This window comes from Candidatus Abyssobacteria bacterium SURF_5 (genome assembly GCA_003598085.1).
In the GTDB taxonomy this organism is placed as follows: Bacteria; Abyssobacteria; SURF-5; order SURF-5; family SURF-5; genus SURF-5.
Genome location: QZKU01000032.1, coordinates 1 through 13059, shown reverse-complemented (window position 1 = coordinate 13059; position 13059 = coordinate 1). Strand labels below are relative to the sequence as shown.

The window sequence follows — 13059 nt, the reverse complement described above, 5'->3', positions numbered from 1 at the left end:
GGGCTTCCTGAAACGAAAGGAAAACATCATGATCTTCAAGCAGATTCCGGTTGGGGTGATGGCGAATTTCACTTATGTCTTCGGCAGCGAGAAAACAGGCGAGGCGGCGGTCGTTGACCCGACCTCCAATCTTGCAGATATCCTGCGTTTCGCGGAAGAGAAAAACCTTAGGATCGGCCTGATTTTCGCCACCCATGACCATGCCGACCATACGTCCGGCATCAGCGCGCTTGCAAAAAAGACCGGAGCCAAAGTCGTCGCGCACAAAGCCGAGACGCAGGGACTGCGGAGAAAACATCTCCCCGTCGACATCGAAGTAGAGGACGGGCAGAAACTGAAGCTCGGCGACATCGAGATAACGATCATACACACGCCCGGCCATACTCCGGGCAGCATGTGCCTCCTGGCCGGCGGGAAGCTGATGACGGGAGACACGTTGTTTGTCGGCAATTGCGGCCGCACGGACCTGCCCGGCGGCAGTACGAAGCAGATGTTTGAGAGCCTCCACAAAAAACTGAAGGTGCTTCCCGACGACATCGAGGTCTACCCCGGTCACGACTACGGAGACCGGCCATCCTCCACAATCGGCCGTGAGAAGAAGACGAATCCGACGTTGGCTGCAGCCTCATTCGACGAATTTATGGAAGTGCCGTGATTGTGTTATAGGGAGATCGGAATGAAGCAAAAAGGAGAAAGCCCGGCCTTTATGAAAATAGAGGAGTTGTTTTCGGTAAAGGACAAGATTGCGCTGGTAACCGGCGGTTCGAGAGGTCTCGGGCTTGTCATCGCCCGCGCGTATGTTGAAAACGAGGCAAAGGTGTATGTCTCTTCACGCAAGGCAGACGCCTGTAAGAAGGCCGCGGAAGAGTTGTCCGCATTCGGCGAATGCATCGCGCTGCCGGCGGATGTTTCCCTCTCAAGCGATCGGGAGCGTCTGGTTCGCCAACTGGTGGAACGCGAGAAGCATCTGAACATACTCGTGAATAATGCGGGCGCCGCATGGGGAGCACCGCTCGAGGAGTATCCCGAGGACGGATTCGACAAGGTCATGGATCTCAACGTGAAGTCCGTCTTCATGCTGACCCGCGATCTGTTGCCGCTTCTGCAGAAAGCGGCCAGTCCGGACGATCCCGCACGAATAATCAATCTCGGCTCGATGGAAGGGATCATGGTGTCCGGCTATGACAATTATGCATACTCCATCAGCAAGGCGGCGGTCCATCACATGACGAAGGTGCTGAGCGCGAAGGTTGGGCCGAGGGCGATTACGGTAAATGCGATCGCTCCGGGTTACTTCGAAACCAAAATGACGAATTGGATGCTGGCGACGTATCGGGATGAGATCGTGGCCAATGCTCCATTGGGGCGGCTGGGAACGCCGCCGGATATAGCCGGGATAGCGATCTATTTGGCCTCGCGGGCCGGCGCCTACGTCAACGGTGCGATCATTCCGGTTGACGGCGGCACGTCCGCAAAATGAACGGCCACGAGTTTTGCTTGCAGCCGGAATGTTTAAAAACAGAAATAGTGTACGAGTTCCTTTGTCACGGTCACGAGATCCTCAATGTATACAAACTCATCGGCGCCGTGGGCGCGAAGATCCGTTGCGCGGGACACGCCGAAGTGAGCGACATCCAGCTTTTGCGGCTGCAGCGCATCCGCAACGCACGCCAGATCCGAGGAGCCGCTCATGCCCCCGAAGAGGAGCCCTTCCCAGCCTTTCACCGCCTTTATCGCCTCCTGCATCTTACGGACTGCAGGAGTGCCGGTATCAAGTTCGACCGCACCGTAGCCCCGCGTTATCTTCAGTTGCACATCCAGCAGCTTCGATTTCTTTCTACCGCGCTCAATCGCTTCCTCGATCTCCGCGATGACCTCGTCGGGATTCTCATCGGGAATATAGCGGCGGTTCAGCGTGAGTACGCATTCGGCCGGGACGACATTGGCCTTGGTTCCGGCATGGATGATATCCAGGTTGAACATGGGCGTCATCTTTCCATGAGCAAACGGCGACTGCGGATGCGGAAAGGCATCGAGCCGCGACTGCCGCTGTTCCACCTCTTCCTTGAGCGCCATGAGTTCCACAAGGATCGGCACCATCTGCTCGATCGCGTTGACGCCGAGAAAATTCATGCCGGAGTGACAGCTCTTACCCACCGCTCTCACATCAATCTGAATGCTTCCGGCCGTCCCCATCGTGTAGATAGGATCGACAGCGCCCAGGTCAAGCCAGATAATGTGATTCGAGAAGTACCCGTTTCGAGCAAGATAATCCGCTCCGGGCGTGTAGTGGCCGCCAAACTCCTCGTCAGTGCATAGCAGGCAATCAATATCAAACTTGGCAGCCAGGCCCATCTCCTGAATAATCTTCAAGGCGCCCAGCACGCATGCTATCGGACCTTTATCATCGACGGTGCCCCGTCCGTAAAGCCGTCCATCCACTACCTCGGCCCCAAACGGATCGTATGTCCACGAGGAATCCGCCGGCACCACATCCGTATGCGCGTACACCGAGACTTTCGGCAAATCGTTTTTCAGGCTGGCGACCAGGTTTTCGCGCGGGCCCGAAAGTTTTTCAGCCGCCATTTTGGGCGTATCATCCGGCACGAGAACCCGCTGCGTCTTCAGCCCGAATCGCTTGAATTCCGGCTCGACAAGATCATTGAATTTTTCGTAATTCCGGCCCGGTGGGACCGATGTGTCGATGCGGATCATCTCTCGTAAAATGTCAACCAGATACTGCTCTTCTGCTTCGGCTCGCAGGGATACCTCATGCCAGTCCATATGATCTCCTTCGTCTTCACATGATCAACTGAACGATGTACCTGAATGATTTGCCCATATCCCGCTCTTCCGTGAAACCAAGGTGTTTCCCCTGTTCCCGCGTGCTCTTGCAACGCATGACACATTCCCCGTATAAAGGCGTCATGTTCAGTTTCTTATTGAGCGTTTCCTGGCGGGCAACTATATTTTATAGGAAGTTGGTCCGAAAGACAAGTAATTTCTACCGGAGGAAAGCATAAAGGAGGGCTGGTCTTTATGGTAGATTCTGCTGCAAAACCCCCACTCTCGGGTTCAACCGCGCTATGGCAGGTGCGAATTTATTCGCACATTCAAGACTGGCCGAATGAATTCGGCCCTGCCAAAGGGGGGTTCTGCAGTGGAATCTATGGTATAGTATTCACACAAAAAGTCTTTGCCTCCGTCTTGGCCGGCAAGCCTGCTTGTCTTATGACGTTCTGCCGCGGCGGAATCAAAAAAGAACAGGAGAAAATACATGAAACCGGGGAAGGAATTCCGCAGCCGATTCCTCTCGAAGAATCCGATTCTCAGTTACTTGCCCGAAAGCGATAAATATCTATTCTCACTTGAGAAACCGAAATACAAGTTCAATATTATTGGCGCGGGTTTGATGGGGCTCGAGCATATGAGGCTGACGCTGATTGAAGGACGGGGAACGATCCACGGCGTCTTCGACCCGAACCCGCGCAGCATCGCGGTCGCCAACGAGGCGTATTCTCGCCTCTCGGACGGCGGCAGCCTGTACGCATACGATTCTCTCGAGGAAGCATGCAACGATCCGGCTGTCGACGGCCTGTTCATATGCACTCCCAACTATACGCACATCGACGTGCTCAGGGAGGCTGTCAAAGCGGAAAAGCACATCCTGCTCGAGAAGCCGATGGCGACCACTATCCGGGACGCTCACGAGATATGCCGGCTTGCGCAAAGTTACCGCGCGGTCCTGCAGATCGGGCTGCAATATCGATACAAGGCCATCTGTGTCGAGGCAATCCATGAGGCGCTCGAACGAAAATCGATCGGCGCGATCAAGACCGTCAGCATACTCGAACACCGAATCCCGTTCCTCGACAAGGTGAACCAGTGGAACAAATTCTCCAGGTATTCCGGCGGAACCCTGGTGGAGAAATGCTGTCATTATTTTGATCTGCTGAATTTGTTCGCCCAATCGAAACCGGCCGAAGTTTTCGCCTCCGGAAGCATGGCGGTGAATTTCCGCGATTTCGAGTATGAACGCGAGAAATCCGATATTCTCGATAACGCCTTCGTGATTGTCACGTATGAAAACAGCGTACGCGCTCGATTCGACCTGTGCATGTTCGCTCCGATGTTCTATGAAGAGCTGATCCTGTGCGGCGATGAGGGGCGCCTGCGAGCGACCGAAAGCGAGGACTTCATGCCCGGCCCGCGCGTGAAGTCGCACCTGGAAATCCTGTGCGGCGAAAACAAGCCTGCCCGGATAACGACGCCGTCCTATCCGCAGCATGTTCAGGAAACCGGCCACAACGGGGCAAGTTTCTTCGAGCATATCCGATTCATTGACAATATCGAAGGGAAGCCGACCGATACGGCCACGGCGGAAGAAGGGTTCTGGTCGATCGTCGTTGGAGTCGCCGCCGAAGAGTCGGTGAGAACTGGGAATGTGGTAAGGATCGCGGAGTTACTGCAAAGGGAAGGCGTGTCTCCTTAGGACGCCTCCGCGACAGGAGCTTCTCTGCCGTCATTCCTTAATTTTCGGCTGTGGCGCTGTGACGGGTGAACTCAGGTTTCAGGAGCAATGTCGTTTGCTCGGTTGTGGGTAATCCCATTACGTCACAAAGTTTTCACAGCGCACATGCCATCATCTTCTTTGCATTCAGTTCCAGCCCGAGGCCCGGCTTCTGCGGAACGTATAGATATCCGTCCTCCAACACCAGCGGCTCCTCGAAAAGATCATCAAGATACAGATTTTGTCCGCTGTATTCCTGCGGACGGGTGGCGCCGGCGTGGGCGGCGACGACATGCAGGTTTGCTGCAGTTCCTATCGTCGGCTGTGTCTGATGCGGGACGAAATGCTTGTTGTAGACTGAACCGAGCACGGCGATTTTCTGCATCTCGCTGATGCCGCCGCATTTGACCACGTCGGGCTGAATGATATCCACCTGCGCCTGCTCGATCAGGTCGCGGAACTGCCATCGGTTGTATTCGTGCTCGCCGGCTGAGACCGGCACATCCAGCGCATTGGCGACTTGCGCTATCCCCCGATAATCAAATTGGGCAACCGGCTCTTCGTAATGATAGATACCAAGCTCCTCGAATCTGCGTCCCTGTGCGATCGCGGCGCTTACGGAATAGCCGTTGTTTGCGTCGAAGCTCAAGGGGATATCGTCGCCGATCAACTCCCTGATCGCCTTGAACATTTCGTAATCCTTCTTTAAATCCACATCCTGCGCCCCTGCGGTCGAGCCGACGTAATCCATCCGGATCTTGAAAGCTTTAAATCCCTTCTCGAGGAATTGTTGGACGTAAGCGGCCATATCTGAGACCGCCATGTGTGCGCCGCCGCCGATGCTGGCATACATCAGAACCTTCTTCCGGCAGCAGCCTCCGAGCAGGGTATGAATTGGCAGGCCTGTCACCTTCCCCTTGATATCCCACAGGGCGATATCGATGCCCGCGATCGCTTCCGGCTGGACACCCTGCACGCCGAGCTTATACGTGCGGAAGGTCATATTGTTCCATAATCTCTCGGTCTCCAAGGGGTCCTCATTAAGAATTATGGGCTTCAGCGCGGTCTCCACGAAATGAGACAAGACGAGTGGATTCATCGGACTGCATTCGCCGATGCCGGTGACGCCTTCATCGGTCAATACCTGCACAAAAACGGAATGCGTGCGCAGTGGGGTCGCCTTCACATCGATGATTCTCATCTGTACCCCCGTCCTGCCGGTCTGTGACCGGTCCCTCAACCTATAATTTGAAGCGCGTGAACATCAGGTACTGGATGGGCTGAGCTTCATCGCTGTACTCGTGGTATGCAACGACTACGGTTCCGTCATCCAGTTGGGTCACGCTCGGGTATCCGATGTGCCAGTACTGCATCATGTTAAGGGAATTAATAAGAGGATTGATGCCGCTGGCGGTCGCCGGCTTGGCTATGCCGCCCTCCCTGATGACAAACTCATTGCTGACGTCCCAGGTCAAACCGTCTTCCGAGATGCAGCCGCGCACGCCGTACGGCGCCTTCCGATACCCGTAGACTGCCAGAACCCGGCCGTCCCTTAGCTGCATGACGTCAGCCGGGTAACCCCACAGGGAGGTTCTCTTCGGTGAGCTCCAGGTGACTCCGTCATCATTCGACCAGGTGAACCACAGGTTATCCTGCCGGTTTGGCTTGTGGTGTGTCCTCATCAAGCAGACCAGTTTCCCATCCTTGAGCCGCGCCATGCCGGGCTCGGAGAAGCTGATAATGCTTGCAGAATCATACGCGACGGTGGACCAGTATTCCCAATTATTCCCGCCATCATCCGATCTCAACAGGAAGCACCGGTCCGTTTCGGAGCCGGTCCCGGGCTCGCTCGCGGATGAGAGCGTTCCCCCCAACGGCATAAGCAATCCGCCGTCGGGAAGCTGGATGATGTGCCCGGCTCCCGAGCCTCCGCAGGCATAGGGAGATAACGATGAGCTCGCAATAGGGCTTGCGTTTACCTCGATGGGACTCGTCCACGTGACGCCGTTGTTTCCGGACTTCAGCAGAGCGTAGCCCGTCTGCCTCTTGAGGCGTTCGGGCATCCCGGGGGGCGGCATACCGAGCGCCTGGTCTCCTTCAGAATTGATGCCGCGCGGAGCCAGGAAATTACAGACTCGAGTGTGCATCAGGATAGTACCGTCGGCGATCTGTGCAAATGCGCAGTCCCAATTACCCTGCGATTCGGTATAAGGCCAGATGACTCGTTTCGTGGAAGCATCCCAGGTCTTTCCCCCATCCGTCGACTTGATGAAGCACGACTGACCGCTGTCTGCGTGGATGGGATATCTCTCCTCGTTGAACCCAAGGAAGAGCTCGCCGTTCTGCAGCAAGACAATACTGACCTGATTGCATGCGTGGGCCAGACCCGAATCCTTATAGACGACCACGTGCTCGACATCTTTAATGCTTCCCATTCTCTTCCTCTCCATGTTGACCATGTTGCCGGCGGCCGCTCCGGCGCTGGCGGCATTCAGGGTGCTTTCCGCGTCTGTCGCCCGTTTCCCTGCAGCAGGAACTTCTTCTGAAGCCCCCGTGTAAGCCGGGGTTGTAAAACCTGCGAAGACTAATAAGACCGCCAAAATTGTTATCCTGTTCACAATGCGTCTCCCCCCAATTTCATTAATCGCGTTCCACATTCAAGGTTGACAGAGTTCTCCCTCGTTTTGTCGGATCAGGATTCTGAGTTAAATCCTTCACCTGCGATTTGTTGGAATTCAGATGATCATCCCGGGCTGATCGATCAACTGCTGCACTCTCTGTTTGGCGAATTCGTTCAGTTTATTCTGTTCGGCCTGCGACAGCCCGACGTTCTCGGGAATGCCGTTGCGCGTCCTGAACTCAGTTTCCGCGGTCGCAATAATCTGTTTTCGCCGGCTATTCCATTTCCTGAATTCCGTAACCGATCGCAGCCGTGGAGTTTCTTTGACGGGCGGGAGACTCATGTAAAACTCGTAGGCTTCCTTCTCCGGCATCCGTTTCCAGTACCTGATCTCGGTTTTCTGTTTCCATCTCTCCGGAAGAGGAATGCCTTCGCCTTTTACGATGCCATGATCGAGCGCGTCGACGCCCCTTAGCTTGTCAAGTTTCCGCCGTTTCCACCAATCTTTGACCGTCATGATCTTTCCCCCCCCCAGGAAAACATTAGACGACCTGAAATTCTATTTGCCTGCTCCTCTTCGGAGCAGATAAACTTCTCGCTCACAGGAAGGAAAGATATCAACGGGAATCAAGCGAACGACTTTGATGACTTTTTATGACTTTCGCCTATCGTATGATTGCCTTATGTTAATAAAAATGGCAGGCGAACGCAAGTGTGATCGGAAGCGGAAGATTTGTGATGACCCTTCGCTTCCTGATATGATGCTCCAGCGGGAGAAAACAATCAGAAACACACGGGAGACTGGAAAAGCAAGAAGAGAGGAGACTGGCATGCCTACGCAAGCAGCGCAGCAGGCGCTGGACATTCTGAGAGATAGCAGTCAGTTCAAGTGGTACGTGATACCGCTTTTTGTGCTCATCGTGTACGTGTACGCGGTCGAAATCGAGAAGCGGAACTGGAGTCTGGTATTTGCGGGGCTGGCGCTCTGGGGGGCCGATTGGTTCAACGAAATCTGGAATGCGCTCGTATTCCACTTCACGAACCATGCCCCGGTGTGGGGCGCGCCGGGCGGCGGTACCGCCTATCTCCTTTTGATAGGGCTCAACATAGAAATCTCGTTCATGTTCGCGATTCTGGGCATCGTTTTCATCAAGATGCTGCCGGCCGACAGGAACCTGAGGATTTTCGGAATTCCGAACCGAATTTTTTTCGCGTGCGTCGATGCCGCCATCTGCGTGTTTATCGAGATCCTGCTGAATCTTGCCAACGCGCTTACATGGGACTATTCGTGGTGGAACGTGCGCGCGCCCTGGCTCATTTTCCTGATCGGCTACCTGTATTTCTTCCTGATCGCTTTCTGGGTGTATGACATGAAGAGCGTGCGGAACAAGGCGATAACGGTCAGCATCATTCTTGGGGTCGACGCCGCGGCGCTGATCGTGTTCGGCGTGTTCCTCGGATGGATCTGAGCGGAGAGTTCGTTGCAGCGCCAGGAATTTCTCTCATGCGCGGGCGAGTGTAATGCACAAGAAAATCGGCATTCTCGGCGGGCTTAGCCCCGAGTCAACGGTGACGTATTATCAATATATCACCCGGGAATACACCCGGCGCTTCGGAAATCATGCGTATCCCGAGATCATCATCTACAGCGTGTGCTTTCAGCAATACGTCGATTGGTGGACCGGGGATCGCTGGGATAGAATCACCGAAAGTATGATTGCGGCGGCCCGTGCGCTGGAGAAGGCCGGCGCCGACTTCGGCATCATCGCGACCAATACCATGCATATCGTGTTTGATGACGTCCAGAGGGCCTCCCGTTTGCCTTTTTTGAATCTGATCGACGCGACAGCCGAAGCAATCCAGGCGAAGAAAATGACAAAAGTAGGTCTTCTGGGCACCAAGTTCACCATGAACAAAACCTTCTACAGAGACCGGCTGGCGTCACACGGGATTACTGCGCTGGTGCCGGATGAGCCAAGCGCGGACGATGTGCATACCATCATAATGGAAGAACTTGTCCAAGGGAGGCTTCTGGATACTTCTCGGCTGCGAATTCGGGAGATCATATCCAGCCTCGCTGGGCGTGGCGCCGAAGGCGTCATCCTCGGGTGCACGGAAATCCCGCTCCTGATTTCAGAAACAGATTCGGCCCTTCCGCTATTCGACACAACCACCATCCATGCGCGAAAAGCACTTGAATATGCGGTTTCCGGAAAATGAAGCAAAAGGCGTCGGGTAACCGGCTCGGGGTATATTGATCGTCCATCACCCACACAGCGACCGATTCCACCGAGACGCGTGTTCTTATGCAGAAAATCAGACATTACGCCGCAAATGCAGATTTGACAACGCCTATCGAATGTGATATATCTTGCTCTACCAGTCAGATCTGCATCTGATAGTTCCGTCCGCCCAAACTCCGCAGATAAATCACTTACATGAAAACCTTTCGATTGCTGATTGCTGCCGCAGGAATAGTCTCGCTGTCTATAATCTCATATTACGTTATCGTCGTCGTGATGGCGCGAGACTATACCAGAGACGTCATCATAAAAGACCTGGAGTCCAAATCGTGGCGCCGGCCAAATGGCTCCGTCAACGGCTTTCTGCTGAGCGCAGGAGACATGACCCAGAGACAACTAGACATCCTTCTTGCGGTTGAAGACCCGACTTTTTTTGAACATAACGGGATGGACCTCAGGACGCCCGGCGCCGGCATAACAACGCTCACCCAGGGCCTGGTCAAGATACTGTATTTTGAAAACTTCAAGCCCGGCATCCGCAAGGTGAAACAGACACTGATAGCAGTCTTCGCCCTTGATCCACTGATATCCAAGGAAGATCAGTTGCTTTTGTCCATAAACGCTCTCTATCTGGGTCATGAGGATGAGAAAGAAATTCGAGGGTTTGAGGAGGCGGCGCAATCTTACTACGGGAAATCATTCGAATCACTGACCGAAGATGAGTATGTATCTTTGGTGGCTATGATCATTGCTCCTAATTCATTTCATGTGCTGAGACACCCTGAGGAAAATGCCGAACGGGTGCGCCGAATAAAAAAACTCGTTGCCGGCGAATACAAGCCGAGCGGACTGATGGATGTATATTATGAGAAACATTGAAAGGCCTTAAGGTGCCGTGTCCCTTACATTTCCCGGTCAGTTACCCATTTCCTGTGAAAGGAGCACTCGATTTTCCCCCAAAAATCCGTATCCTGCTTCCGCACGGCTTCTGTGGGGGAGGACTGCTGAAACTCTTTTTAGTTGCCAAATGTGCGGTCCCTGCCATACAATCTCCATAGGTAGGAAATTTTTTCCCATGGCCTCAATCGTCCCCAAATAGAAGAAAAAATGAGTCGCAGTACCTGCCCAAAAGCTCTTCTCGTGCTGTTCGCGATATTCATGTTCGCGCCTTCGCCTGTTGCCGGCTCAGAAGAGTATCGGGACGTCATCATCGTCATCGATATCAGTACCAGCATGTCGGACCGCATCGAGATGGCGAAAACGGAGGCGATAAAGGTAATCTCTTCCGCCCGGCCGGGAGACAGGGTAGCCATCATCACGTTCGGCAGTTCCGTGCACCTCCTTGAGCGAAGACGTATCAACTCCCGCACGGACATCCTGGCGCTTGCATCGGCGGTAGACCCCTTGCAGGCAGTTGATGTAAACACCAATTTGCCGCTGGCGATGCAGCGAAGCCTGCAGGAATTACATCAGTTATATGAAGACAGCGCCGACCGCAACAGAGTGCTTGTCTGGCTCAGCGACGACAGAAACAACCCGCCGCCCGATCTTCCCGAACCTATCACCTTCAAAACGCTGAAACAGAAACAGCTCGAACAACTCCCCGATGAAAAGTGGTTCGAGTTTTCGCCCGCCATCGAGCCGGAAGTCGAATCGGACATGGAATGGTTCGTCGGATGGGCGAACCGGAATCCCATGGAGCTGCGCGTAGAAGCCGTCGATGCAGACATGGGGATCCTGTTCACTTCCGATCTGCAAAGACATCTTTCGGTTTCGTTCACTCCCGATAGCAAGGCGGTCTGGGGGACAATACTCATGGTCACCGGAGAGATAACCGACGGCGCGTCCCGCACCCCGGTCGTGATAGACCCGCCGGTGATCGTGTGCGACGGCGCCGAGTGGTCACAGGACCTCTCCATCCTTTTCCCAAGGAAGCCGGGAAACTATACCTGCACCATTCGGTTCTCTTCGCCTGCGGAGAAAGCACTCCGCATCTCGCCGGCTGAAATCGTCCTGAAGGCGCGAATTCAGCCGGAAATGAAAACCATTGCCTCCGCGACCAACGATTTCGCCGATACGGCATCGGAATACGATGTCCCTTCCAGGATAAGGCCGCTCACAACGCGCGGGCAAATGGGCTCTCCCGAAACGGCCGAAGATTTCGAGCAGTTGGCGGCTGAGGAAGGGCTGCTGTTTGAATCCATCAAACCGGGTAACCGCTACACGCAAAGGGTCCATCTTTATCCGACGGAAAATGTTCCAGTCGAATCCATTGAAATGAAGACCAACCTTGCGCTGCCGGCCGGGCTGGGCATCCAATCCGCGTTCAGCGTAGTGGACGGCGTACTTGTGGCCGATATGGTGCTCGCGGCCGCGGATAACTGCCAACTGCCCGAGGACTGCGACCTGCGGGGCAATGTCTCTTTCGTTTCCTCCGTCAGCCGGGCAGAAATCTTTCCCGCCTCCGTCCCGGTACGCATAACCACAAAAGAGAAAGGAATGCCGGCGGATATTCTTGAGCCTCCCCCGCCGGTCGCCAAGACCCGCCGCTTCTCGATCGAAAAATCGTTTTTTGCGCTCCTTCCGAAGGTACCGATCTTCCTGGCCGTTGTACTCCTGGTGGCCGGCGTGTTGTACACCGTGAAACAGGTTATGTTCCGACCGAGACTGTTCGGATCGCTCGAAAGAATAAACAATACGAACGGGGCGGCAAGCCATTTCGACCTGCAGAAAATTGGGAAGCGAGGCTCGATCGTGATCGGAAAAAGCGAGAATGCCGATATCACGCTGACCGAACCCGGTGTCGATGAGCTGCATGCGCTTCTGGTGCCGATGGTGACCAGGGCGGGGAATACGATGTTCGTGCGCCCGCTGAGCCAGAGCAGGGTGCTTGTCAACCGCGTCCAATACGCACAGCCGAAGGAAATTGTTAACGGCGACTTCATCACGATCGGTTCGGCGGTGTTCGTCTATAAATGCCGGCCCGTATCCAGGGAGGCGATCGTCGAGTTCCTGACTGGGAATTGCATGCGCGGAACCCTCATCTCATGGGACGTCGATGCGCCGGAATTCAAATTCCTTCCAAAAGACGCCTCCTCTGACGATGAGGCGCTGGTGATCAGCTTTTCGGAAATCAAAACGATCTCCTTCTTGAGCAAGAAAAGCAGATTCCCGTTCAATCGTTCGGGCAAAGCCAATCAGCGAAACCGGGGAAGACCGCTCGAAGTGGTCCTGCAGGACGGACAACTGCTCGAAGGCTATGGCACCATCGAGTCGAACACCTGGAACAAAAGGTTCTATCTGATTCCCAAAGAGACACGTGAAATCGCGCTCATCCTGATCGAACGCGCCTCGGTCCAGCACGTCTTCGAACAGTCCATGTTTTAGGCTTCCGCGATAAAGAGATTTATCAAAAAAGGCAGTTGATCCGCAGACGAATGCCGGTACACGCCTATTGCTGAGCGAAGCGAAGTACTGCTTTAGCAGGATCATCCTGAGCGACCGCGAAGGATCTCTCTTCTTCCAACTTTGAACTTTGAACCTGGAACATGGAACTCATTTTTGGACCACGGATTTTCACGGATTTTCACGGCGCAGCGTAGCCGCAACCAATAAAAAAGAAGAAGAGACGGATCATGGATGTCCTAAATGTCGCAAAACACAAGACGAACTAGACGAATGAACCA

12 protein-coding genes are annotated in these 13059 nt (G+C 54.4%); 7 read left to right on the top strand and 5 right to left on the bottom strand.

Features of this window, described 5'->3' with window-relative positions; genetic code table 11:
- The first annotated feature begins 28 nt into the window (after positions 1-28).
- Both C4520_03630 and C4520_03625 read left to right on the top strand, forming a co-directional pair.
- Complete coding sequence (locus C4520_03630; protein RJP24653.1) at positions 29-655, top strand: MBL fold metallo-hydrolase; 627 nt, start codon at positions 29-31, stop codon at positions 653-655.
- A gap of 51 nt (positions 656-706) precedes the next feature.
- Complete coding sequence (locus C4520_03625) at positions 707-1480, top strand: SDR family oxidoreductase (protein ID RJP24680.1); 774 nt, start codon at positions 707-709, stop codon at positions 1478-1480.
- A gap of 32 nt (positions 1481-1512) precedes the next feature.
- Here C4520_03625 and C4520_03620 read toward each other — a convergent pair whose 3' ends face one another.
- Entirely contained in the window at positions 1513-2784 is a 1272-nt protein-coding gene (locus C4520_03620) for a M20 family peptidase (GenBank protein RJP24652.1), read from the bottom strand.
- Between the two features lie 300 nt (positions 2785-3084).
- Positions 3085-3279, bottom strand: coding sequence for a hypothetical protein (locus C4520_03615; GenBank protein ID RJP24651.1), 195 nt, complete (start codon positions 3277-3279; stop codon positions 3085-3087).
- Between C4520_03615 and C4520_03610 the strand changes: the two genes are divergently transcribed.
- Positions 3278-4492, top strand: a complete 1215-nt coding sequence (locus C4520_03610) for a gfo/Idh/MocA family oxidoreductase (protein ID RJP24650.1) — start codon at positions 3278-3280, stop codon at positions 4490-4492. The two genes, C4520_03615 and C4520_03610, sit on opposite strands and share 2 nt — an antisense overlap.
- Before the next feature lie 133 nt (positions 4493-4625).
- Here the strand turns inward: C4520_03610 and C4520_03605 are convergent, their stop codons facing one another.
- The 3 genes from C4520_03605 to C4520_03595 form a co-directional block, all read right to left on the bottom strand.
- On the bottom strand, positions 4626-5711 hold the full coding sequence (locus tag C4520_03605; protein RJP24649.1) for a mandelate racemase/muconate lactonizing enzyme family protein: 1086 nt from the start codon (positions 5709-5711) through the stop codon (positions 4626-4628).
- A 40-nt stretch (positions 5712-5751) separates the two neighbouring features.
- Complete coding sequence (locus tag C4520_03600; GenBank protein ID RJP24648.1) at positions 5752-7167, bottom strand: exo-alpha-sialidase; 1416 nt, start codon at positions 7165-7167, stop codon at positions 5752-5754.
- A gap of 78 nt (positions 7168-7245) precedes the next feature.
- Positions 7246-7647: a hypothetical protein gene (locus C4520_03595; GenBank protein RJP24647.1), complete on the bottom strand. Its 402-nt coding sequence runs from the start codon at positions 7645-7647 to the stop codon at positions 7246-7248.
- A gap of 313 nt (positions 7648-7960) precedes the next feature.
- On the opposite strand from C4520_03595, the gene C4520_03590 reads away from it, so the two are divergent.
- The 4 genes from C4520_03590 (at position 7961) to C4520_03575 (ending at position 12760) form a co-directional block, all read left to right on the top strand.
- Complete coding sequence (locus tag C4520_03590; GenBank protein RJP24679.1) at positions 7961-8599, top strand: hypothetical protein; 639 nt, start codon at positions 7961-7963, stop codon at positions 8597-8599.
- 52 nt (positions 8600-8651) lie between these two features.
- The gene (locus C4520_03585) at positions 8652-9350 is read left to right on the top strand and encodes an aspartate/glutamate racemase family protein (protein RJP24646.1); all 699 of its coding nucleotides are present in this window, start codon (positions 8652-8654) and stop codon (positions 9348-9350) included.
- Between the two features lie 218 nt (positions 9351-9568).
- A complete protein-coding gene (locus C4520_03580) occupies positions 9569-10252 on the top strand; it encodes a glycosyl transferase family 51 (protein RJP24645.1) in 684 nt (227 codons plus the stop codon).
- Between the two features lie 228 nt (positions 10253-10480).
- The gene (locus C4520_03575; GenBank protein RJP24644.1) at positions 10481-12760 is read left to right on the top strand and encodes a VWA domain-containing protein; all 2280 of its coding nucleotides are present in this window, start codon (positions 10481-10483) and stop codon (positions 12758-12760) included.
- Positions 12761-13059 lie beyond the last annotated feature (299 nt).